This window comes from Psychrobacillus sp. FSL K6-2836, from assembly GCF_038003085.1.
Lineage (GTDB): Bacteria > Bacillota > Bacilli > Bacillales_A > Planococcaceae > Psychrobacillus.
This window is the reverse complement of the sequence record NZ_JBBOOM010000001.1, coordinates 4183194-4206108: the sequence shown is the minus strand read 5'-3', so window position 1 is coordinate 4206108 and position 22915 is coordinate 4183194. Positions and strand designations below refer to the sequence as shown.

The following is a 22915-nucleotide window of genomic DNA, read 5'->3' as shown; positions in this document are numbered from 1 at the left end:
ATAAATACATTTCTGTCTGTTTTTATTCATAGTTAAAACATATTAAAATAAGCCCCGGAACAAAAAATCCGGGACTTTACAAATGGAAATGATTCTCCTTATTTCGGTGAGCGGGCAAATAGAAGCACTAATAGAGCACCTACAAATGCTATTATACCTGACCAGAAAAATGCCTGCTGAAAACCGTCATTTAAGGCAACTACCGATGATTGTGCTGTACTGGAAGCAGTTATTGCCCCTGCAATTGCCACTATTACAGCTAGACCAACCGCTGATCCAATTTGGTAAAAGGTATTGTATAAACCAGATGCAATTCCTGACATTTCCGATTCAACTTCTGAAACTGACGCCGTAGTAGCAGGTAAATAAGCAAGTGCATTTCCTAAAGATGCTATTAGCGAAGCTAAAAACACATTAGTCAAATAATTTCCCTCTATTGTAGCTGTTTGAGAAAATATAATGGCTCCGGCCCCAAGTAAGATAAATCCAGTAAACATGGTTATCTTTATCCCAAATTTATCCATTATTTTTCCCGCTAAAACGATCATGAAAATCGCCATGAATACTGGCATGGGCAACATTGCCATTGCACCAATAAACGGAGAAAACTGTAAAACCTGTTGCAAGTATAAAACAAGTATATATACAAGCGGAAACCAGGATGCTGCAATTAAGAAAACGGAAATATTTCCTATAGCTAAATTAGGTGTCTTGAATATATTGAGTGGTAATAGTGGTTCTTTTTTCTTGGACTGTACCAAAAGAAAAATAATAAGCAAGACAGCACCAACAGCTAAGGGAACTATTGTATTGAACGACTGCCAACCACTATGTTCTGCTGTTACAATTCCATACACAATTAAAATAGAAGAAATAGTTACTAAAATGGCACCTATATAATCAACACGCCCCGTTGCTTTATGTCCTACTTTTTGTAAAAGCTTTGGAGACAATATAAGTACGATAATACCAAATGGAACATAAATCAATAATGTCCAGCGCCAACCAAGAACTTCTGTAATGACGCCACCTAAAACAATCCCCAAAGCACCACCTGCTGCCCCAGACAGTCCCCAGAAAGCAAGTGCTTTACCCATTTCTTTACTATTGGAAGAAAACAAGAGCATGATAAGGGATAGTGCTGCCGGTGCAATGAAAGCAGAGCCCAATCCTTGAATTCCCCGGAACACGTTTAAACTCAATTCACTCCAAGCTAAACCTGCAAACATAGATGACACAATTAAAATGATAACACCCAAATTAAAAATTCTTCGATTTCCGAATAAATCCGCTAATCTTCCGCCCAATAGTAGAAATCCTCCAAAGAAAATCAGAAAAGTACTCATTACCCATTGTAAGTTTTCTTGACTGTAACCGAGTGTTTCTTTGATAGATGGTAGTGCAATCTGAATAATCGCAGAATCCATCATGACAAGGAAATTCGCAAAGCACAATAAAACGAGTGCTTTCCACCGCTTAGGATCAGGCAGTGAAATTGATTGTGCATGTGTAGACATAATTATTTCACCTCCAATATTACAGTTTAATTTTTGATTGATCTAAAATAATGGACCGTCTAGGAAAAGATGAATTATTTTCCCTTACCTATTTATTAATCCATAACGAATAAAGCAATTTCATTTGCTTATCAATTGGTCCTTACCAATCCTCTTCCAGAATTTAAAAAATGTCTCACGTTTTTTGCCCATTTGTGAATAGGTAACAATTACCTTATCTACGGTATCGTACAATTCTTCTGGTGTTAAGTTCTCCTTCAGTAAGAATCCAATCTCGGCGTCTTTTCCTTTTGCTTTTCCTCCAACATATAAATTGTAATTATCTTTAAATTTCATTACTCCTATATCACTTAACATTGGTTCACCGCAGCCAATTGGGCAACCTGTATAAGCAAACTTTAGAGTGAACGGTACAGGTTTTCCAGCAAATCGTCTATTTAACTCTTTTGCTACTGGCATTCCCTCCTCTTCTTCTCCCTTACAAAAATTGCAAGTTCTTAAACTCTTTACGTAGTTTCCTACTGGATAACACGCCAACCCAACAAGTTCAAATTCATCTATGATTTCTTCTTTTCTATTCTCTGGAATTTCTATATAGAGTTGTTGAAATGTGGTTAATTCAAGTTGATCACCTTCATTCATATATTTGGAGATTGTCATAAGTTGTTTTACATTCAACTTTGCTCCAAACCCTATTCCGCCATTTATCGCGACTTTAATTTTTTTAACATCGTTATGCATATTCATTTCCACCTTTTTCTAAATCGTATTCTTTGTAAGGAATAGTATGAGTTTGTCTACTTTTTCACTTTTAGGATAAAAGGATAGACATTTACATTATCGCCAAACTTAAATTCTGCCCAGATTTTGTACATACCCGGTTTAGAAAAATGCGCATTAAAGGTAGTTGTATCTTCTGAGGCAGGATGGACATGAATATGCTGCTTTACATCCTCATCTACAATAATCACATGACCTAAGGCGCCTAAATATGGATCTGGTTTCTCCCCATGTGTATCAAAAGTCAATGATACTTCTTCCCCGACAATTGCGTCCACTGAAGATAAAGTGACTGTCTTCCCATTATGCTCTTTCGTCCAGGTATCTTCTTCAAGCTTAACTTTACTAGTTTTAGCTGTTCCAATCTGTAAACTATTGGGTGTAATTTGGTACGCCTTATTTTTTGGCACAATGTCAATGAACGCTTGATAGGTACCATTATTTAAAGGAAGATTTACAGCATAGTATCCTTTTTGTTCCTCCACGGGATGCAAATGATAATACTCCTCTAAATCATTAGAGACAATGATGAAATGCATCTCTTTTTCATGCTGTATGGTAAGTTCAGGTGGGATTCCTTTATTGTCTTCCAATTTAATCAAAATCTTACCATTATTGTATGTCACATGTGTTCTGACATCAGATTCGATCCTATGGTCATGGTGATGATCATGTTTACTATAATCCATTCTCTCTTCCTCCTCCATTTACTTTTACCATTTCAACACCGTTCAATTTTCCTACACTTTTTACGATAGAATTCTCGCAATATCCGTAAGACATATGTTTTACGTTAAGTGTTTTAGTTGTCTTTTAAATTACCTCATTATTTCTTATTCACATAAATTACCATACCACAGTTAGGTATATTCGAACTAAATAAGTATAAGTAATCTATAGAGTAAACAGTTTAGAACATAGTTCACTCTATAGGTTACAGTTATTCTTACTTATCTAATTTCACTCTTTGTAAACGTAAAGCGTTCAATACGACGGACACAGAACTAAATGCCATCGCTGCGCCTGCAACCCAAGGTGCAAGTAATCCCATTGCCGCAATTGGAATACCAAGTGTATTGTAGCCAAATGCCCAGAACAGGTTTTGTTTAATGTTGCGCATTGTTTTACGACTCATTAAGATTGCATCTGCAATGCTGTTTAAATCTCCACGGATCAGTGTCACATCAGCTGCTTCCATCGCTACGTCAGTACCTGTACCAATCGCCATCCCGATATTGGCTGTTGCAAGAGCAGGAGCATCATTAATACCGTCACCGACCATCGCTACTTTTTTACCTGCAGCCTGCAGTTTCTTCACTTCTTCAGCTTTTCCTTCAGGAAGTACTTCAGCAATGACTGCGTCAACGCCCACTTCTTTCCCGATAGCTTGTGCTGTTCGTTCATTATCACCAGTCATCATGATGACCTTAATACCCATTTTTTGTAAACGACGAACGGCTTCCGCCGATGTGTCTTTGATAGTATCAGCTACAGCAACTAGCCCTGCATATTGTCCATTAATGGCAGCTAACATCGTTGTTTTACCATTGCTTTCTAATTTTTCCATCGTTGGAAGCACTGTCTGTATTTCTATGCCATATTGTTGCATGAGTTTGCGAGTACCTATGACAACAGCTTGACCTGAAACGGTTGCCTGCACGCCATAACCTGGGATTGCTTCGAAAAATTGAACTTTACCAAGCTCGATGCCTTTATCTTGAATCCCTTCAACGATTGCTTGTGCTAATGGGTGTTCCGATTGTTTCTCTGCAGCGCCGATTAAGGATAAGAATTTCGCTTCATCTTGACCGGACACTAGCACAACATCTGTTAACACAGGTTTACCATGTGTAACAGTACCTGTTTTATCAACAACCACTGTATCAATACTTTGTGTCTGTTCTAAGTGCTCGCCACCTTTAAACAAAATACCAAACTCAGCTGCACGACCAGAACCCGCCATAATGGACGTTGGTGTAGCCAGACCTAGAGCACATGGACACGCAATCACGAGTATTGTAATTAACACTTCAAGTGCTGGTGTAAATTCACCTGGTTGTACCCATAAAATCCAAACAAGGAAGGCAACAAAAGCAATCCCTATTACAATCGGTACAAAAATACCTGAAATTTGGTCTGCCATACGTTGAATCGGTGCTTTTGACCCCTGTGCATCTTCTACTACTTTTATGATTTGTGCTAACGCTGTGTCACGACCTACTTTTGTCGCTGTCATTTTGATAAAACCATTTTTGTTAATGGTTGAACCGTATAAAACGTCGCCATTTTTTTTATCCACTGGTAAACTTTCGCCTGTTAACATGGATTCATCAACAGCTGACATTCCTTCAATTACTTCTCCATCAACAGGAATTTTTTCACCTGGCTTAACTAAGATTGTATCTCCAATTACTACTTCTTCTAATGGTATTTCCTTTTCAATACCTTCACGTAAAACGATTGCTGTTTTTGCTTGAAGTCCCATTAATTTTTTTATCGCTTCAGATGAACGACCTTTAGCTTTTGCCTCAAATAACTTACCCAAAATAATAAGTGTTATTAATACTGCACTTGTTTCAAAGTATAAGTGTGGGCTGTGATTTGTCCCAGCTGTAATAATTGCCTGATACACACTATAAAAGTAGGCTGCGGAAGTACCCATGACAACCAGTACATCCATATTCGCACTGCCATTTCGTAATGATTTGTAAGCACCGACATAAAACTGCTTCCCGATAAAAAATTGTACTGGTGTGGCCAAAATCAGTTGTACCCATGGATTCATGAAGAAGTCAGGTACATATAAAAATGAGGTAAAGGAAAAATGTCCTACCATCGTCCATAACAATGGTAACGATAAAATAGCCGAAATAATGAATTTACGTTTCTGATCTTTAATAGCCTTTTCACGGTGGTCTAATTGTTTTGTATTCTCTTGCTTTTGATGAGCACCGTAACCAAGCTTCTCTACCTTTGCAATAATGTCTGCTATTGTTACCTCTGATGGATTATACTCGATTGTAGCTTTTTCTAGCGCTAAATTGACGTTCGCCAATGCAACACCTTCTATTTTATTTAGCCCTTTTTCAATACGAGTAGAACATGCTGCACACGTCATACCTGTAATATCAAACTCTGCTTTTTGTTTTACTACGCCGTAGCCAAGTGCTTCGATTTTCTTTTCAAAATCGGCTTCACTCAGTTTGGACGGGTCATATTTAATCGATGATTTTTCAAGTGCTAAATTGACATTTGCTTGTTCGACACCATCCATTTTATTTAACCCTTTTTCAATACGTATCGCACACGCTGCACATGTCATCCCCGTAATTTGCAAATTAGCCTCTTTGACTTCTGTACTCATGTTACTTCCACCTCTTTCATACCAACTAGGGGTATATATTTTTGAAAATAAGGAGAGTACTATTGAAGCACTCACTCCATTTTATCCCGTATAAACATTAACGGGTGGTAATACTCCCACCTCAAAGATTGACATTGACCTAAGCAATAGAGCATAAGCGGCAAATAACTGCCCGTAAACGCCCGAATGGTTTAGGCCAACAATCAGTGTGGGATGAAGAATCCCCACTGATTGAAGTTTCTCTTTATACTATCTCATAACCTTTATCTTCAATTGTTTCATTAATTTTATCAAGTGATACTTTTTCTTCATTGAATACTACATTTACTTGAGCATCCGCTAAGTTTACATTTACTTGTTCTACACCTGCTAATTGGCCAACGCTTCCTTCAATAGCATTTACACAGTGACCACATGACATTCCCTGTACCTCTAATGTTATATTTTTCATGTTTATTTCTCTCCTCTGATTGAATTTTTCATCTACCCTATCATACGATATAGGGGTATATATAAGTTAAAAAAATATTTTATATTTTTAGCGAATCATATCGTTATTATTTTTTCATTAGCTTCTGAATCGTCACAACTAATTCGTCCAATACCTCTTCATCACCTTCTGAAAGGCGATCTACCACACAACCTTTTAGATGACCTTCCAAAAGGATTTTAGCTACACTGTTTAAAGCAGATTGTGTCGCAGACAGTTGTGTGATTACATCGTCACAGTAAACATCTTTGTCTATCATTCCTTTTATACCTCGAATTTGCCCTTCAATCCGATTTAATCTTGTTGTTAAATCCTTTTTCACACGCTCTGGGTGATGACTTTTTCGACAAGATGTAACAACCTCTGTATGGCCAGATAGCTCTTCCACTAAGTTTTCCATTTGCTCAACCTCCTAACTTGACATCATCTTACCATACCCTAGTTAGGTATGTAAAGTGAAAGAATTTATTTTTTAATACAACCAAATAATGTTTACTATTTTCAACTCACGTATTAAGTAGAGAAAACCATTGTCCACAAAGGACCAAATATACTACAGAGTTTTATGTTGACTTGGAACAAAGGTTGATTAAAACGCAGCTATAGATGATGATTCTTAAAGAAAATTATAGCCCCTATTTTGAACAAATATCGATCAAAGTAGGGGCTATTTTTTATTTCTGTATAGGGCTTTTTGTAATAAGATTAATCATTTCGGAAATCGAATATTCAACTAAACCAGCACCCGTTAGTTGAAGAATAAGTTAACAATTAGCGTAATTTTCTTTTGTTGGATTTGTTATTCCATTGTTGTGATAGCACACACATTTAAAAAATATTAAAATCCCATTCTCTAGAGATTTGCTGTAACAGCATAACACCTGCAACACTATTTCCAAATTCATCAATGGCAGGACCATAAATCCCTATTCCACAGCCATCCATAAATGGGGAATCATCGGATCTACCTCGCGGAGGAATTGCTGCCAATATTCCTCCCGATACACCACTTTTTGCAGGAATACCTACAGATGCAGCAAATTTACCGGAAGCATTGTACATACCACATGTTACCATCAACGCTTTTGTTAATCTGGCCACTTCCTTAGAGAAGATTTGCTCCTTACGGATAGGATGATATCCGTCATTTGCAAGGACTAAGCCAATCATGGCTACATCTTCTGTAGTTACTTCAATTGAACATTGCTTTAAGTATACCTCTATAGCTTCTTCTACAGAACAATCTAAGAATCCCATCTCTTTTAAATAGTAAGCTAAAGCTCGATTTCGATGAGCCGTTTGCCACTCAGAATGAAACACTTCCTCATTGATAGTTGGACGTCTCCCTACGATTCTTTCTATTAATAGGCATATAGATTCTACTTTTTCAACAGGATTTCGTCCACCTAGTAATGATGCAACAGTGATTGCTCCAGCATTTATCATCGGATTGAAAGGTCTTCCAGGTTTATGAACTTCTAGACGAATAATCGAGTTAAAAGCATCCCCGGTTGGTTCGACGTCCACCCTTTCTAACACATAAGAAATACCATAATCTATACATGCAGCTATAAAGCCAATTACCTTCGATATACTTTGTAAGGTAAAAGCGGTATCAAAATCACCTGTCTTTACCATCGTACCATTTGAACCAATGATACAAATACCTAGCTGTGAAGGATTCGCTCTTTCTAAAGCTGGTATATAGTTTGCACATTTCCCTAAGTTCGCATAAGGTCTGCTATCTTGTACCCATGTTTGTATTTTGTGGAAATGTTCATGATTATCAAATCTAATTTGTGTACTTTGCTGTCCAACTTCCATATCTTTTCTTCCTTTCGGTATCTAGTGCACAATAGTGGCTTAAATGGAATAGTAACTAGATACATATATACCACAAAAAAACCAAAAAATCTAAATGCATTTATTTTATAAAGGGAAGGTATAAATTCGATTTATAGAAATAGTAGTCGATACAATAGAATGCTTCTTTTTCATATTATAAGGATGCAAATATATTCTCCAGTTCTGCTTCTAAATAAAATCTCTTATTGAACTAACCTGCACCGTTAGTTTAAGTGTAACATTTCACAATTCATATCTGAGATCAACTTAATTTTTTGGATATAAAAATAGACCATCGAAATGATGGCCATATTTTGCTAAAGCACCCGTTAATTTAAGAAGAATCGAGACGCTTATTCAACAATCGTGTCCGATTGTTGAATAATTAGAACATAATCTCAGTCTCAAAATTAATTTATACTACTTTCACTAAAGCTTCTTTTCTTGAATAAGATTATTTCTAAATGTATCTCTTGATCTTTTAGCATGTACAATTAATCCACTTAGAACGCTTTTCGTTGGTAAATGATATTGGTAATCCCCCAAGAAATAACATAGACTACAATGATACCAAGTGTTGCTCCTGTATATAAAACAGGGACGGATAAATTAAAAATAAAATCGGTTATTGCATTTAAATGTTCAGATAAAAACAACACAATATTCGGTCCTATCCCTGCTAAAAGGAGAAAGCTAATAATTATGACCGGAAAAATATAGCTTGGTTTAAATATATAAAATAATGGAAAGGTAAACGCAGCAAATAATAAGAATAAGCAACAACTAATCGCAATATCATTCATCGTAAAAGGTTTATTGAAAGCAAACAATGTTAGACTTGTTACCATGATTGCTAAAACCATATAAATAATAGCACCAAGATAGCGTGATGTTATAATTTCCGTACGAGTGTAAGGTAAGGAATTTAATAATATGTTTGTCTCTACTTTTTCATCATAAACATATGCGTTAAATGGAATAATAAGGCTGGCAATGATAAAAATCAAAGTTGGATTTGCTTCCATAATGATAAAGAATACAATAAAAGGAATAAAGAGTATTAGTTGCTTTTTCTGTAGTATGACATCACGTCTGATTAAATTAAACATGGTGTATACCTTCTTTCGAGTAAAACATTATATCTTCCAGAGAGGCGTGATCAATGGCAACTGTGTCCCCGAAGATATTTTTCACTACTTTAATATTATCCGTTAATGCTTCAAATCCTGTTGTTGCACGATGAACATTAATAAATGCCTTTTCAGTGTCTCTATCTAGAAGATCCAATCTCCCTTTGACGAGGGCATAGTTTTCAACTACGTCGTGAATAGACTGATTAAATACTAATTTCCCACTCTGAGTAAAAGCTATATAATCTGCGATACGGTCTAAATCAGTTGTAATATGTGTAGAAAAGAAAATGGTACGATTTCCATCAATCATTAATTCCTGTAAAAGATTCAACAGCTCTCGTCTAAAAATGGGGTCTAAGCCTGCTGTAGGTTCGTCCATAATGATCAGCTCTGCATGATGTGATAGTGCTATCACCAATGACGCTTTCATTTGCATCCCTTTCGAGAAAGTTTTTATTGCTTTATTAAGTGGTAATTCGAATTTTTCAACATATCGATAAAATAATGTATCGTCCCAGTTTCTGTAAGACGGTGCTACAATGCGTTTTATATCTTTTAAGTTCAGCCCTTCAAAAAAAACATTGCTATCGTATACAAACCCAATACGCTCTTTTATTGCCTTCTCATGTTTCATGTAATCCAATCCGAAGAGCTTAATTTCCCCAACATCTGGTCTTAATAAATTCATCATCATTTTTATCGTTGTCGTCTTACCAGCACCATTCGCTCCAATGAACCCCGTTATAAAACCTTGCTTCACTTGTAAATCAATATTTTCAAGGGAAAAACCTTTAAATTTTTTCGTTACATTTTTAAATTCAACCACATTCTCCATTCTTATCACTCCTCATATAAAATCTTTAATAACAGCTGCAGTTCATCAAATGACAGGCCAATTTCTCTGCTATTAGTTATGACCGCACTCAGTTGCTCCTCAATAACCTTCAGCTTCTTTTCTCTTATAACCTCTAAATTTTGCTCTGCAACAAAAGAACCCTTTCCGACAATGGAGTAGATAAAGCCTGCCTTCTCCAATTCCTCATAGGCACGCTTCGTCGTTATCACACTAATTTGCAGTTCCTTTGCGAGGTTACGCATGGAAGGTATTGCTTCCCCCTCCTGTAGTTCACCTGCTAAAATAGACGATTTAATTTGACTCGTAATTTGTTCATAAATCGGTTCCTTTGAACTGTTGGAAATAGTTATTTGCATGCCAATACCTCTTCTTTACTTTTTTGAAAACACACTTGAAATAATACCCTGTATAGTTTGCTAGTATAACAATAACGTGAATTATCATCGAAGACCAATTTCCAAATAATTTCTCACATCCTTATATAATGTATATATACTATAGTCACATTATATACACACGCGAAACATTCGTGCAACCAATTTATTTGAAACTAAAGAAAATTTTATATAAACCAGCCATAAACAATAGAACAGAAGCCTAAACAAGCATATTTACAATAAAGTTTCAGCTATCTAAAAGATGTTATATTATTCATTTCTAACTATTTAATTGAATCAGCCCTATCAGCTTTGAAATAACAATTAGAAAGAGCATATTTTGATAAAAATTTATCAAAATATGCTCTTATTAGATTTAAAGGATAATATTATATTTGATTATTATTGAAATTCTATTTGTACTAACTTAGATTAATTTAAGAACAATCATTACAAACTTTATTTACAGTACTCTTAAAATAGACATTTTCATATTCATGAACCTGGCAGTACAGCACCACTTTAGATGAACTTATTTAGGATTTCTTAACATTTACAGCTCGACGTGATTGTTCTTTTAAATTTGAGTTTTCTTCAAGGTCAAACAATACTGCCTCACCTTTGGTAAGTGATTTAAACCCATCCATTTGAATACTACTGAAATGTACCCATACGTCATCCTCTCCATCAATTGAAATCCAGCCCCACCCCTCATCTCTATGATAATTTTTACATATTCCTTTAATGTTATATCTCATGATAAAGCCCTCCAATTTTCATAAGTTGAAAACATTATCTTCTTCAACTAAACTGCTTCTTTAGTTCAATAAGAAAAAAGGCTTTACTCCTTCTTGAAGTAAAGCACCCGTTAGTAAAAAGAATTACTAATTCGAAAAGGTTTCCCCTTTATTTAAGTTCAATGTATGATTGTTAATTGTGACGATATGGTTATTGGTCCATTCCACATCAACCTTGTGCATTGGGTCTTGGTAATAAATCCTCTTTTTAAACCAAAGGGGACCATTTACAATTCCTGTTACACTAATGGAAGTAGTCGCACCACCGTTTAATGTGTAAAAGTCGATGATGATTTTAGAGTCAGGTGAGTGTGCTGTTTCAAGGGGTTCTCTCGCAAATGTATTAACCGCTACCCCTAATAGAAAAATTGCCGAAAGGGGTAATGCAATTAGCACCGTCAGCCAACTTCTCCATCTCGCTCGCCTACTACTTTTGTCTTTAAATCCAACAATACCCGTAAAGAAAGTAATAACGGTGAGTAACAATAAAGTCAAAGTAGGTGGTGCCACTTGCCAAGTTCCTTTAAATGACGCATATAAAGCTTGTAATGCAAGCATTACTACAAAGAAACATAAAATGAATGACCATAGATTATATTTTCTTTCCAATAAATTACCTCCCGATTAGTATTTTGGGTGTTCCCCAAAAACATTCTTATTGAACTAACCTGCCGCTATAGTTTAAGTGTAACATTTCACAATGCATATCTGAGAACAACTTAATGTTTAGGACATAAAAATAGACCATCGAAATGATGGCCGTATTTTACTAAAGCACCCGTTAGTGCAACAAGAACCCAAATTTATGAACAGTCATACCAGTTAAAAATTTTCCGACTCAAGTCTATTTAACCAGTTATGAACTAATGAGTTAAATACATTGGTTTGTTCGATTTGTAGATTGTGACCAGCCATATCAAGCACTGCAAAAGTTGCCCTTGGGTAATCTTCAATTAGTCGCCACGCATCGTGGTATCCGACTACATTGTCTTGACGCCCTGTGATAATTAGCGTGGGATACTCAAGTTTAGACGAAATATCGAAGGTAAAGCCATATCCATTTTGACGAATGTTGTTTATGAATTCATAATTTGTTCGTTTAGAAGGAAGTAAAATTTCATATCGAAACCTCTCCCATTCAGTTTGACCTTGTACTACTCCCATGGAGCAAAATTCATCAGCATCCTCTGGTGACAAATGTGATATCAAGTTGCTGTCTCTTTTTAGAACGGTCTGCTGTGGTACTATCCTTTCATCGAATTCAGGTATAGTCATTGGTGCCATCAGCAGTAATCCACGAACTGTGTCCTGCCTTGAACGGACTATGCCTCTGGCAATGTACCCGCCATATGAATTACCACAAATAATAAAAGGCTGACCAGGGATAATCTCGTCCAAAAGACGCAATATCGCTTCTAAAATATCATCAGAGTTCTGAATTGATGGTTGTGAGTCGGAATGCCCCATACCCGGTAAGTCTATGTATATTCTCTTCCAACCGCTTCGTTTCTCGAATAATGGTTCCATTGCATGTAACATCACTTGATGGTCAAGTGTCCAACCATGCAACATAACGATGGGATATCCTTCTCCAATTACTTTATGATAAATCGACATATATTTGTTCCCCTTTCCCTGTAAACCAGATGTATCGACCTGGACATTTAATCCTCCCATACATATATTACAATTTTAACAAACTACCTTGTTCAACTAAACTGCTTCTTTAGTTTAAGTGTAACATTTCACAAAATGATATCTGAGATCAACTTAATATATTGGTCATAAAAATAGACCATCGAAATGATGGCCATATTTTACTAAAACACCCCGTTAGCCACCCATGCAGCAAAAAAAAAAACGCTGCACCACAGAGGATGAAAATTGTTACAGAACGGGTATAGTTCAGTATGGCTGGCGAAGAAGGTCGATGAACTATGGTGCCTTAGAGCCCTTCCGTTAGTCTGACTCCAACGACCACGGTGCATCACAGACTGTCGCACTCTATACGAGTAGCACTCATGGGAGATTAATCCTACTCTGGTTATTGCACCAGCCTGCCTTTATTCTAAGATGAATGGAGTTGGTATCTGATTTACTATTTAACTCCATATAAACGTTCTGAAGGCTCAGCCTTTTTTTAAAAAAAACTTATTCTGAGTCTCTTTTGTTATGCAATTTTATAGATTTTGAGCATTTTTTAATTTTCATGGGAGTTGAATTAGAATACTAATCCAGAATTCATTTATTCTGTTACTAATTCCTCTAAAATACTAAAAAAACCTTTATCATCTTCAAATAAATATTCTTCGTATGAACCACCACTATTGTCTTTAACTGCTATACTTTTACCGGTAATATCCATATACATAAAATAACCTCTGTTCAAAGTGATTTTCATGTAGTAATCGTTATCGGAAGATAATGATTCGTCTTTTTTAAATTTCGATTTTTCAAAAGCCTTTATCAATTTTTTCTGAGTTGTATCTGTTAACTCAATCGGAACGAGTTTTCCATCATCCACTTCAATAACAATCTTTGTCAACTCTACAGATTGTTCTTCTACACTAAAATCAACAGCTTCTAAAACATCTGCCGCAGTATAAAACTTTTCAGAATTAAAAAAGTACAAACCTATTCCGAGAATAATAACTACAATAATACCAATAACAGTTTTCTTATTTTTCATTTCCTCACCCCAATACCAATATCCAATTCTATAATTCTATACCTATCCTCAACAAACCTGCTTCGTTAGCCACCCATGCAGCAAAAAAAAAAACGCTGCACCACAGAGGATGAAAATTGTTACAGAACGGGTATAGTTCAGTATGGCTGGCGAAGAAGGTCGATGAACTATGGTGCCTTAGAGCCCTTCCGTTAGTCTGACTCCAACGACCACGGTGCATCACAGACTGTCGCACTCTATACGAGTAGCACTCATGGGAGATTAATCCTACTCTGGTTATTGCACCAGCCTGCCTTTATTCTAAGATGAATGGAGTTGGTATCTGATTTACTATTTAACTCCATATAAACGTTCTGAAGGCTCAGCCTTTTTTTAAAAAAAACTTATTCTGAGTCTCTTTTGTTATGCAATTTTATAGATTTTGAGCATTTTTTAATTTTCATGGGAGAATACCATTTGGTTGCCGTCTTATGATTTAATCCTTCTTTTAAAACCCTTTGTGGACTTATACTTGGGTCACTATCATTTTCAATGAACATATGATATAAAAACAAGTTATCGCCTCCTTCATTAGGTAACCTATTCTATGATTTCCATTAAAATCCCTTCTTCAACTAAACTGCCGCGTTAGTTCAATAAGAAAAGTGCTTCACTCCATCTTGAAGTAAAGCACCCGTTAGCCACCCATGTAGCGCAAAAACAGCGCTACACCACAGAGAATGAAAATGTGAAAACCCGGGTATAGGATACTACGGCTGGGAGAGGAAGGTCGATGAACTATGGTGCCATAGAGCCCATCCGTTAGTCTGACTCCAACGACCACGGTGCATCACAGACTGTCGCTCCCTTACGGGAAGCACTCATGGGAGATTAATCCTACTCTGGTTATTGCACCAGCCTCCAATACTATTTGCCGTAGAAAGGATGATTACCATGGAAGTAATCATTGAACGTGCTTGTGGGATGGATGTCCATAAGGATTCCATTACTGCTTGTATTATTACGCCAAAAGGAAAGGAGATTCAAACGTTCTCCACTAAAACTGTATTTCTATTACAGTTAATTGACTGGATTAAGGAGCATGGTTGTACTCACGTAGCAATGGAAAGCACAGGTGTATTTTGGAAGCCTATTGTTAACTTGCTTGAAGCCGAGAGCATTGAGTTTTTAGTAGTGAACGCTCAACATATGAAAGCAGTACCAGGTCGCAAGACCGATGTAAAGGATGCAGAATGGATTGCCAAACTTCTTCGTCATGGTCTACTTAAAGCAAGTTTTATTCCAGACCGAAATCAGCGGGAATTGCGAGAGTTAGTTCGTTACCGTCGAAGTATTATTGAAGAGCGTGCGAGACAACATAATCGGATTCAAAAGGTTTTAGAAGGAGCGAATATCAAACTCGGTTCCGTTGTCTCCGACATCATGGGTGTTTCGTCGCTTGATATGCTTCGTGCTATCGCCGATGGCGAAAATGATCCTGAGAAATTAGCCAGCTTTGCCCGCCGATCAATGAAGAAGAAAAAGAGTGAACTAGAACTAGCTCTTCGAGGGTATATCAATCCACATCAACGTCTCATGTTGAAAACCATTCTGGTCCATATAGAATTTCTAACTGAGCAGATTGAGCTATTAAACGAAGAGGTGGCTACTAGGTTATCATCCCATCAAGAAGATATAGAACGATTGGATTCCATTCCTGGCATCGCCACTCGAATGGCTGAACAAATCTTAGCCGAAGTCGGTACAGATGTGGAGAAGCAATTTCCCAGTTCAGCGCACTTATGTTCCTGGGCAGGATTAGTACCTGGACATAATGAAAGTGCGGGCAAGAGGAAATCAACCAACATGAAAAAAGGAAACAAGTACTTGAAATCGGCATTAATTGAAGCGGCTCATTCTGTTAGAGGATCCAAAACCTACTTGGGAGCCTTGTATAGGCGCACTGCATCAAGAAAGGGTAAAAAGCGTGCCGGGATATCAGTGGCTCATGCCATTTTAAGAATCAGCTATTATCTCCTAACTCGCAAAGAAATGTACGTAGACTTAGGGGAAGATTACTTTGACAAACAAAAAGAACAATCAATTGTACGATATTCTGTCCGAAGACTTGAAAACTTAGGTTACAACGTTACAATCACTGAACCAAATGCCTCCTAATCCACTCACAATTTAATTCTGCTATAGGCGCTGCACTTTTTTAAAAAATTATTGAGCTGCGTCAGATTTCGTATTGCCTTTTTCCCTAAATCGAAGATTTTAATTTTCATGGGAGTTGAATAAGGATTCACTTTCTTTTTGTGAACAATCCTTCTAAAGGTTCCCAAGGATGTACTACATACTCAAACTTTTCTTCTAATACAGCAGGGTCATTTTTGGCAACTTCTTCGGCTTCTTGTATACTTTCAACCTCAACAATTACCAACCCCCCAGTATGGTCCATAAACGGTCCAGCAGACACCAATCTATCCTTTAAGGTATCGACTAAATAATGGCGATGCGGTACTAACTTTTGTTCCCAATGAGGCTTTCCATTTAACCATGCTTTTCCTCTTGAATAGATAATCACTGCTTTCATTAAACAACCTCCTATTTATTCACACCTATTTTGTATTTCGACATCTTCAATTAATTTTCCTTGTTCAACTAACCTGCCGCGTTAGTTCAATAAGAAAAAGCTACCGATACAGGCAGCTACTTAGCTAAAGCACTCGTTAGTTGAATAATTTTTCTTTAGTTTTACTGTTAAACATTTTCAGTGTTTGCCTTGTTATTATTAATCCAATAAATCCTCCAATAGTATTGGTTAGCAAATTGATTATTGTCAACAAGTTGGTACTTCCTAACACTAAACCAAGTTCGTCAAAAAGAAGAAGGAATATTTCAATTCCAACACAACTTAGAACAACAATAGAAACTGCTTTCTTGTTACTTTTTATATTGAAAAGAACTATTAAATAAATACCTAATGGTATAAATAAAATTAGATTATAAAATACAGCTGAAAAGCTCCAACTGTAAATATTGAAGTGCATTGTATCAAATATTCCAAACCAATCACCTGTAAAAATAAAATCACTCATATTGTCAGATGGGTTTTGAGGGGGAAATGTAATCCCTCCAAATTTTATTTGAATTAAACTTAATACATAAAAAAGAAAACTGTATAAAATAACTCTTTTTAAATTACTACTTTTTGGTTTTCTAAAATAATCAAGTAAGACATCTATAAAAATGTATACAAGTAAAATTAGGAACCCTAAAGGAACTATGTTGTAAACAATATAAGTGGATGACATATAACACTTACCACCTCCAATTTTTACCTTGAATAAATTTACATAATTTAACAACACAAAGAAAATGTCCTTCTTCAACTAAACTGCGTCTTCAGTTCAATAAGAAAAAAGGCTTTACCTCTTCTTGAAGTAAAGCACCCGTTAGCCACCCATGTAGCGCAAAAACAGCGCTACACCACAGAGAATGAAAATGTGAAAACCCGGGTATAGGATACTACGGCTGGGAGAGGAAGGTCGATGAACTATGGTGCCATAGAGCCCATCCGTTAGTCTGACTCCAACGACCACGGTGCATCACAGACTGTCGCTCCCTTACGGGAAGCACTCATGGGAGATTAATCCTACTCTGGTTATTGCACCAGCCTCCAATACTATTTGCCGTAGAAAGGATGATTACCATGGAAGTAATCATTGAACGTGCTTGTGGGATGGATGTCCATAAGGATTCCATTACTGCTTGTATTATTACGCCAAAAGGAAAGGAGATTCAAACGTTCTCCACTAAAACTGTATTTCTATTACAGTTAATTGACTGGATTAAGGAGCATGGTTGTACTCACGTAGCAATGGAAAGCACAGGTGTATTTTGGAAGCCTATTGTTAACTTGCTTGAAGCCGAGAGCATTGAGTTTTTAGTAGTGAACGCTCAACATATGAAAGCAGTACCAGGTCGCAAGACCGATGTAAAGGATGCAGAATGGATTGCCAAACTTCTTCGTCATGGTCTACTTAAAGCAAGTTTTATTCCAGACCGAAATCAGCGGGAATTGCGAGAGTTAGTTCGTTACCGTCGAAGTATTATTGAAGAGCGTGCGAGACAACATAATCGGATTCAAAAGGTTTTAGAAGGAGCGAATATCAAACTCGGTTCCGTTGTCTCCGACATCATGGGTGTTTCGTCGCTTGATATGCTTCGTGCTATCGCCGATGGCGAAAATGATCCTGAGAAATTAGCCAGCTTTGCCCGCCGATCAATGAAGAAGAAAAAGAGTGAACTAGAACTAGCTCTTCGAGGGTATATCAATCCACATCAACGTCTCATGTTAAAAACCATTCTGGTTCATATAGAATTTCTAACTGAGCAGATTGAGCTATTAAACGAAGAGGTCGCTACAAGGTTATCCTCCCATCAAGAAGATATAGAACGATTGGATTCCATTCCTGGCATCGCCACTCGAATGGCCGAACAAATCTTAGCCGAAGTCGGTACAGATGTGGAGAAGCAATTTCCCAGTTCGGCGCACTTATGTTCCTGGGCAGGATTAGTACCTGGACATAATGAAAGTGCGGGCAAGAGGAAATCAACCAACATGAAAAAAGGAAACAAGTACTTGAAATCGGCATTAATTGAAGCGGCTCATTCTGTTAGAGGATCCAAAACCTACTTGGGAGCCTTGTATAGGCGCACTGCATCAAGAAAGGGTAAAAAGCGTGCCGGGATATCAGTGGCTCATGCCATTTTAAGAATCAGCTATTATCTCCTAACTCGCAAAGAAATGTACGTAGACTTAGGGGAAGATTACTTTGACAAACAAAAAGAACAATCAATTGTACGATATTCTGTCCGAAGACTTGAAAACTTAGGTTACAACGTTACAATCACTGAACCAAATGCCTCCTAATCCACTCACAATTTAATTCTGCTATAGGCGCTGCACTTTTTTAAAAAATTATTGAGCTGCGTCAGATTTCGTATTGCCTTTTTCCCTAAATCGAAGATTTTAATTTTCATGGGAGTTGAAGAAGGTATTTCCGTTTTATAACCCAGTAAAAATAATTGACTCGTTTAACTTCCAGCAGAGTAATCCCTACTTCCCTTGGTTGAATGCTAATCTGTAACGACTTTCCTAAAAATTTCATAGACACTATCTTCTGTTTCAGCAAGATAAATTTCACTATCTTCAATAACAGAAAAAATTAGAGTCCCTTCGTTCAAATAATTAGATACAAAATTTTCACTTGGGCCAACTTCTAGAGGTACACGCTTTTTAACCTTCCCAATTGCTTCGCCTAATGTATATTCATCTTTATTTTCAGGACCAACAAAATGATATTCAGCACCATTTATTATTACGATTGCCTCATATGTCACTGACCTGTCAACATCAACAACATTATTATTCTCTTTATAATCATTTGAACAACCAGCAATAATTACAAAAATTGAAGACAATATCACTATCCAGTATTTCATTTAAATTCTACCCCTTACCACCATGATAATCCATATGTCTTATTCGACTAAACTGCGGCGTTAGTTCAACAAGTAAGAAGAGCTGCCTAAGCAGCCACATGATCCTTCACTAAAGCACCCGTTAGCTTAATAAGCGGGATACTGATATTTTTAGCCTCATAAGTTGACGTTAGTTAAATAGCCAAGCTCTGAACGGTTAGCAAAATCCTGGTGCATTGAAAAATAAACAAAAGGAAAGCAGTAAAAACAGACTATCAGAATACCAATTACTATTTTTCTCATATTGCGACCTCTCTTTATATAGTTATAAATATAGAAAAAATATATAGGTTGCTTGGAAAACTTGACAACCTGCTTCTTGTTCAATAAGAAAAAAGGCTTTATTCCTTCTTGAAGTAAAGCACACCGTTAGTTTAAGTGTAATTCATCACAAACTTTTTGTTTCGTTTAGGCAATGTTACTTCGTTCAAGACCCCGAAGTTCCTCTAAACAGGAATGCTGACCGTTAGTTGAAGAGAGAAAATCAGATTACCACTGTTTTCTTGTCTATTTTCAACTGATTTACTATGGAAGAAATTAATGTATCCAAAGGGTTAATTATAGACTGTGATGTCATATATTCAACTTCCTGGGATGCATCGACCATAGATAATTGAGCAACGGAGATAATTTTATTTTCTTTAATAATTGTATTCAGGAATTTGGATAATTCTTGATTATATTCGTGTTTTAGACCTTGCATTATCAATTCAAAAGTATTGTTAATGACAATTACCTCTATATCTATGGATTTTTGATGATTATAAGCATATTGGTTGAGACGCTCCATTGTTCCATCAACAGTTGCAGGATTTGTAAATAGGATTGTTTGAGGTTGCTGTATATTACAAATGAATTCAAAGTAGGGTTCATCAATTTTTATGATTGGCACTGATATTGAGAGTTGTTCTTCCTGTAAAATTGCAATATAGTTTGTGCAAGTAATGAGAATGGCATCAACATTACATTGGGCAATCCATTCTACTTGTTCTTTTACTTTGTTTTGAGCATCTACTACTTTAAAATTCTCATCTGATGTAACCCTATACATTAATGCGGGGTCAACAAAATGTATTAATTCAATGTCATATGTGGAAAGTGCGTTTTCGATATACTCAATATTTGAATAATGGGCGTGTAGGCAACCTAATCTTTTTTTCAATTGTAATTCCACCTCTAATATGTTTCTGATTATTTTACCAGTTTATATATGGAAATATCTATGGAAATAAAAATAAAATCTCCAACGGCTTCTTTCACTAACCTGCCGCTTTAGTAAAATAGTTCAGCAAAAGGAATACAAACCCTCCATTATACTTCTATAGATTTTCATTTATAATATATTTTATTTATTTTGCAACTTTTTCTGCCTCTAATCCGTGGTTAGAGTGAAAGGTGGGAAGTAATGGAACTCGAACAAATATATGCACTACATTTCAATGACTTATATCGCTATTTATATTCTCTCTCGAGAAACCATGCCGAAGCAGAAGACCTACTTCAGGAAACCTTCGCAAAGGCACATATTGTATTGCTCACCGATGAAATTAAGGAAATAAAACCTTGGCTCTTTAAGGTAGGATATTTCACATACATAGATCATTTTAGAAAAGATAAACGTTATGTAGTGACGAACGAATTTTCAATTTCTGATTCAAATACTCCAGAAAATATTGTGGTTGAAAATGATGCTTTCAAAGTACTATTACGTTATTTAGACTATATAAAACCAATAGAAAAACAGGCAATTCTATTATGTGATGTGCATGATTGTACAAATGAGCAAGCTGCAAATATTTTGAATATCAAGTTAAATACCTTAAAGAGTCATTTATCACGTGGAAGAAAAAGGTTACGGGAAATACTATCACAGGAGGATTCATAATGGATTCATATGAAAAATTAATATATAAAGCAAAGAAGGAAGACCTTCATCTTAGTAACGACGGTACAAAAAAGATTAAAAGGGCAATCAACTCGTCTAAATGGAAATTGATCCTTTCTACTCTAACAGTCATCCTTCTAATTGTTCCTACCTGCTATATGTTGACCTTTGGGTACTATGCTTTTGGAACAAAATCTACTACTTTAATGGACGTTGCAAGTACTACTCTCTATATTACTGAGCCAAATACAACGTTGGAAGAAATGGAATTCGAAATGGACTTCTCTCTTTTCTCGATGGATTTATCATTTGAACAATATAAACAAATTGGGGATGAGTTTTACCCATCAAAAGACTATGATTTACATTTTGTTCTCAATAACTTAGTGAATAACGAAACAACTTCTAAGTTAGAGAAAATATATCCTCAGTATCCAACACAAACAAACCAATGGATCTCTCATCCAAACCAATCCGTTGAATTCAATAGTGATAAAGAGTGGCGTATGTTAGCCGGATTGCCGGAAGAAACGGTTGTGGAGGCTTATTTCTCATTAGACGATCTTTATCAAGTTCAAGAAGTGGAAAATGAAATGAAGAATGTGGATGTGACTTGGGCAGCTATCTATACAGGAACGGAGGATAATATGCTTAGCTCCAATGGAGAAGTTATTTCTCCAATCGGCTATCCAGTTCAGCTCGATCAAACTTACTGGTCCCCTTTCCGGGATTCTGAATCACACGAGGAGACTTTTTTGAAAATGTTAAAGGACCTCCAACCCTATGAAGATTTAGCTGTAGAAGTCTCATCCCATAAAAACCTCGAACTGGAAGAACGTATTAATTACATCGAGAAAAATGGGTTTGAAACGTACGGAGTTGTCGTCACTGGTCCAAAAAGTGAAATCGAATCACTTAGAGAATTGGATATGGTACGTTATTTGAAATTAGGAGAGGTTAAATTATGGAATTGGGCTCAATAAAAAATACTATTTTAACTGGATTAGGATGGCTAAGTGTCATTATGGGACTTATATCCTTGGCTATTATCAATGTCTCTCTGCTATCCGGATACGATGTTCCTTTAGCAAATACTTCATGGGTATTAATTTCTGTAGTCTTTGGAATTATTTCAGTATTCAACAAAAAAAGTAGAACTTTAGGTTTTTGGGGATTGAGTATAAGTATCTTTCTTGGACTTTTCGTTGTAACAATCTTTGGATTAGGCTGGACGATTAATCCATTTCCATAAAAATCAAAAGCACGAAGAATTTGCGGCACAACCTTCTTCGTGCTTTCTAATTCAACTAACCCTTTATTTCAATAAGAAAAAAGAGTTGCCTAAGCAACCCTATGATATTTACTAAAGCACCCGTTAGCCATCCATGTAGCACAAAATCAGCGCTACACCACAGAGAATGAAAATGGGAAAAACGGGTATAGGATACTACGGCTGGCGAAGAAGGTCGATCAACTATGGTGCCATTGAGCCCATCCGTTAGTCTGACTCCAACGACCACGGTGCATCACAGACTGTCGCACTCTATACGAGTAGCACTCATGGGAGATTAATCCTACTCTGGTTTTTGCACCAGCCTTGCCATTATTCTATGAAGAATGGAGTTGGTTCCTGATTTACCCATCAACTCAATA

Annotated in this window: 23 protein-coding genes; 5 read left to right on the top strand and 18 right to left on the bottom strand. The window is 36.4% G+C overall.

Features of this window, described 5'->3' with window-relative positions; genetic code table 11:
- Nucleotides 1–98: 98 nt before the first annotated feature.
- The 14 genes from MKY37_RS20465 to MKY37_RS20400 all read right to left on the bottom strand — a co-directional run bounded on the left by MKY37_RS20465 (nt 99) and on the right by MKY37_RS20400 (nt 13848).
- Nucleotides 99–1517 (bottom strand): MFS transporter, encoded by a 1419-nt coding sequence (locus tag MKY37_RS20465; RefSeq protein ID WP_340779733.1) that lies wholly within the window; start codon nt 1515–1517, stop codon nt 99–101.
- A 120-nt stretch (nt 1518–1637) separates the two neighbouring features.
- On the bottom strand, nt 1638–2258 hold the full coding sequence (locus MKY37_RS20460; RefSeq protein ID WP_340779731.1) for a nitrite reductase: 621 nt from the start codon (nt 2256–2258) through the stop codon (nt 1638–1640).
- A 56-nt stretch (nt 2259–2314) separates the two neighbouring features.
- The gene (locus tag MKY37_RS20455; RefSeq protein ID WP_340779729.1) at nt 2315–2986 is read right to left on the bottom strand and encodes a hypothetical protein; all 672 of its coding nucleotides are present in this window, start codon (nt 2984–2986) and stop codon (nt 2315–2317) included.
- Nucleotides 2987–3243: 257 nt separating this feature from the next.
- Nucleotides 3244–5661: a heavy metal translocating P-type ATPase gene (locus tag MKY37_RS20450; RefSeq protein ID WP_340779727.1), complete on the bottom strand. Its 2418-nt coding sequence runs from the start codon at nt 5659–5661 to the stop codon at nt 3244–3246.
- Nucleotides 5662–5905: 244 nt separating this feature from the next.
- A complete protein-coding gene (copZ, locus tag MKY37_RS20445; RefSeq protein WP_340779726.1) occupies nt 5906–6112 on the bottom strand; it encodes a copper chaperone CopZ in 207 nt (68 codons plus the stop codon).
- A 106-nt stretch (nt 6113–6218) separates the two neighbouring features.
- On the bottom strand, nt 6219–6551 hold the full coding sequence (locus MKY37_RS20440) for a metal-sensitive transcriptional regulator (RefSeq protein ID WP_340779725.1): 333 nt from the start codon (nt 6549–6551) through the stop codon (nt 6219–6221).
- A 428-nt stretch (nt 6552–6979) separates the two neighbouring features.
- Nucleotides 6980–7975, bottom strand: a complete 996-nt coding sequence (locus tag MKY37_RS20435) for a glutaminase (RefSeq protein WP_340779723.1) — start codon at nt 7973–7975, stop codon at nt 6980–6982.
- Nucleotides 7976–8499: 524 nt separating this feature from the next.
- Complete coding sequence (locus MKY37_RS20430; RefSeq protein WP_340779722.1) at nt 8500–9105, bottom strand: ABC-2 transporter permease; 606 nt, start codon at nt 9103–9105, stop codon at nt 8500–8502.
- The gene (locus tag MKY37_RS20425) at nt 9098–9964 is read right to left on the bottom strand and encodes an ABC transporter ATP-binding protein (protein ID WP_340779721.1); all 867 of its coding nucleotides are present in this window, start codon (nt 9962–9964) and stop codon (nt 9098–9100) included. Before MKY37_RS20425 ends, MKY37_RS20430 begins: the two co-directional genes overlap by 8 nt.
- 5 nt (nt 9965–9969) lie before the next feature.
- Entirely contained in the window at nt 9970–10341 is a 372-nt protein-coding gene (locus MKY37_RS20420; RefSeq protein WP_340779719.1) for a GntR family transcriptional regulator, read from the bottom strand.
- A 557-nt stretch (nt 10342–10898) separates the two neighbouring features.
- Nucleotides 10899–11120, bottom strand: coding sequence for a cold shock domain-containing protein (locus MKY37_RS20415; protein ID WP_340779718.1), 222 nt, complete (start codon nt 11118–11120; stop codon nt 10899–10901).
- Nucleotides 11121–11246: 126 nt separating this feature from the next.
- Nucleotides 11247–11768: a DUF5412 family protein gene (locus tag MKY37_RS20410; protein ID WP_340779717.1), complete on the bottom strand. Its 522-nt coding sequence runs from the start codon at nt 11766–11768 to the stop codon at nt 11247–11249.
- A gap of 213 nt (nt 11769–11981) precedes the next feature.
- A complete protein-coding gene (locus MKY37_RS20405; RefSeq protein WP_340779715.1) occupies nt 11982–12776 on the bottom strand; it encodes an alpha/beta fold hydrolase in 795 nt (264 codons plus the stop codon).
- 628 nt (nt 12777–13404) lie between these two features.
- Nucleotides 13405–13848, bottom strand: a complete 444-nt coding sequence (locus MKY37_RS20400; RefSeq protein WP_340779714.1) for a hypothetical protein — start codon at nt 13846–13848, stop codon at nt 13405–13407.
- Nucleotides 13849–14781: 933 nt separating this feature from the next.
- Here MKY37_RS20400 and MKY37_RS20395 point away from each other — a divergent pair.
- Nucleotides 14782–16005, top strand: coding sequence for an IS110 family transposase (locus MKY37_RS20395; protein ID WP_277587610.1), 1224 nt, complete (start codon nt 14782–14784; stop codon nt 16003–16005).
- 127 nt (nt 16006–16132) lie between these two features.
- On the opposite strand, the gene MKY37_RS20390 is transcribed toward MKY37_RS20395, so the two are convergent.
- Nucleotides 16133–16423, bottom strand: coding sequence for a YciI family protein (locus tag MKY37_RS20390; RefSeq protein ID WP_340779712.1), 291 nt, complete (start codon nt 16421–16423; stop codon nt 16133–16135).
- Between the two features lie 136 nt (nt 16424–16559).
- The gene (locus tag MKY37_RS20385; RefSeq protein WP_340779710.1) at nt 16560–17222 is read right to left on the bottom strand and encodes a VanZ family protein; all 663 of its coding nucleotides are present in this window, start codon (nt 17220–17222) and stop codon (nt 16560–16562) included.
- Nucleotides 17223–17542: 320 nt separating this feature from the next.
- Here MKY37_RS20385 and MKY37_RS20380 point away from each other — a divergent pair, with 320 nt between their 5' ends.
- The gene (locus tag MKY37_RS20380; protein ID WP_277587610.1) at nt 17543–18766 is read left to right on the top strand and encodes an IS110 family transposase; all 1224 of its coding nucleotides are present in this window, start codon (nt 17543–17545) and stop codon (nt 18764–18766) included.
- A 206-nt stretch (nt 18767–18972) separates the two neighbouring features.
- On the opposite strand, the gene MKY37_RS20375 is transcribed toward MKY37_RS20380, so the two are convergent.
- Both MKY37_RS20375 and MKY37_RS20370 read right to left on the bottom strand, forming a co-directional pair.
- Nucleotides 18973–19338, bottom strand: coding sequence for a hypothetical protein (locus MKY37_RS20375; protein WP_340779709.1), 366 nt, complete (start codon nt 19336–19338; stop codon nt 18973–18975).
- 523 nt (nt 19339–19861) lie between these two features.
- On the bottom strand, nt 19862–20539 hold the full coding sequence (locus MKY37_RS20370; protein ID WP_340779707.1) for a hypothetical protein: 678 nt from the start codon (nt 20537–20539) through the stop codon (nt 19862–19864).
- 243 nt (nt 20540–20782) lie between these two features.
- Here MKY37_RS20370 and MKY37_RS20365 point away from each other — a divergent pair, with 243 nt between their 5' ends.
- From MKY37_RS20365 to MKY37_RS20355, 3 genes are read left to right on the top strand one after another with little or no spacing between them, the layout of a single operon-like run.
- A complete protein-coding gene (locus MKY37_RS20365; RefSeq protein WP_340779706.1) occupies nt 20783–21262 on the top strand; it encodes a sigma-70 family RNA polymerase sigma factor in 480 nt (159 codons plus the stop codon).
- Nucleotides 21262–22245 (top strand): anti-sigma factor, encoded by a 984-nt coding sequence (locus MKY37_RS20360; protein WP_340779703.1) that lies wholly within the window; start codon nt 21262–21264, stop codon nt 22243–22245. The genes MKY37_RS20365 and MKY37_RS20360 overlap by 1 nt, the downstream gene beginning before the upstream one ends.
- A complete protein-coding gene (locus MKY37_RS20355; RefSeq protein ID WP_340779702.1) occupies nt 22227–22514 on the top strand; it encodes a hypothetical protein in 288 nt (95 codons plus the stop codon). Before MKY37_RS20360 ends, MKY37_RS20355 begins: the two co-directional genes overlap by 19 nt.
- The last annotated feature ends 401 nt before the right edge of the window (nt 22515–22915 follow it).

What these genes read in the sequence shown, in the direction of transcription:
- MKY37_RS20465 (WP_340779733.1), bottom strand. Translation starts at nt 1,517, where the DNA reads ATGTCTACACATGCACAATCAATTTCACTGCCTGATCCTAAGCGGTGG.
- MKY37_RS20460 (WP_340779731.1), bottom strand. Translation starts at nt 2,258, where the DNA reads ATGCATAACGATGTTAAAAAAATTAAAGTCGCGATAAATGGCGGAATA.
- MKY37_RS20455 (WP_340779729.1), bottom strand. Translation starts at nt 2,986, where the DNA reads ATGGATTATAGTAAACATGATCATCACCATGACCATAGGATCGAATCT.
- MKY37_RS20450 (WP_340779727.1), bottom strand. Translation starts at nt 5,661, where the DNA reads ATGAGTACAGAAGTCAAAGAGGCTAATTTGCAAATTACGGGGATGACA.
- copZ (WP_340779726.1), bottom strand. Translation starts at nt 6,112, where the DNA reads ATGAAAAATATAACATTAGAGGTACAGGGAATGTCATGTGGTCACTGT.
- MKY37_RS20440 (WP_340779725.1), bottom strand. Translation starts at nt 6,551, where the DNA reads ATGGAAAACTTAGTGGAAGAGCTATCTGGCCATACAGAGGTTGTTACA.
- MKY37_RS20435 (WP_340779723.1), bottom strand. Translation starts at nt 7,975, where the DNA reads ATGGAAGTTGGACAGCAAAGTACACAAATTAGATTTGATAATCATGAA.
- MKY37_RS20430 (WP_340779722.1), bottom strand. Translation starts at nt 9,105, where the DNA reads ATGTTTAATTTAATCAGACGTGATGTCATACTACAGAAAAAGCAACTA.
- MKY37_RS20425 (WP_340779721.1), bottom strand. Translation starts at nt 9,964, where the DNA reads ATGGAGAATGTGGTTGAATTTAAAAATGTAACGAAAAAATTTAAAGGT.
- MKY37_RS20420 (WP_340779719.1), bottom strand. Translation starts at nt 10,341, where the DNA reads ATGCAAATAACTATTTCCAACAGTTCAAAGGAACCGATTTATGAACAA.
- MKY37_RS20415 (WP_340779718.1), bottom strand. Translation starts at nt 11,120, where the DNA reads ATGAGATATAACATTAAAGGAATATGTAAAAATTATCATAGAGATGAG.
- MKY37_RS20405 (WP_340779715.1), bottom strand. Translation starts at nt 12,776, where the DNA reads ATGTCGATTTATCATAAAGTAATTGGAGAAGGATATCCCATCGTTATG.
- MKY37_RS20400 (WP_340779714.1), bottom strand. Translation starts at nt 13,848, where the DNA reads ATGAAAAATAAGAAAACTGTTATTGGTATTATTGTAGTTATTATTCTC.
- MKY37_RS20395 (WP_277587610.1), top strand. Translation starts at nt 14,782, where the DNA reads ATGGAAGTAATCATTGAACGTGCTTGTGGGATGGATGTCCATAAGGAT.
- MKY37_RS20390 (WP_340779712.1), bottom strand. Translation starts at nt 16,423, where the DNA reads ATGAAAGCAGTGATTATCTATTCAAGAGGAAAAGCATGGTTAAATGGA.
- MKY37_RS20380 (WP_277587610.1), top strand. Translation starts at nt 17,543, where the DNA reads ATGGAAGTAATCATTGAACGTGCTTGTGGGATGGATGTCCATAAGGAT.
- MKY37_RS20375 (WP_340779709.1), bottom strand. Translation starts at nt 19,338, where the DNA reads ATGAAATACTGGATAGTGATATTGTCTTCAATTTTTGTAATTATTGCT.
- MKY37_RS20365 (WP_340779706.1), top strand. Translation starts at nt 20,783, where the DNA reads ATGGAACTCGAACAAATATATGCACTACATTTCAATGACTTATATCGC.
- MKY37_RS20360 (WP_340779703.1), top strand. Translation starts at nt 21,262, where the DNA reads ATGGATTCATATGAAAAATTAATATATAAAGCAAAGAAGGAAGACCTT.
- MKY37_RS20355 (WP_340779702.1), top strand. Translation starts at nt 22,227, where the DNA reads ATGGAATTGGGCTCAATAAAAAATACTATTTTAACTGGATTAGGATGG.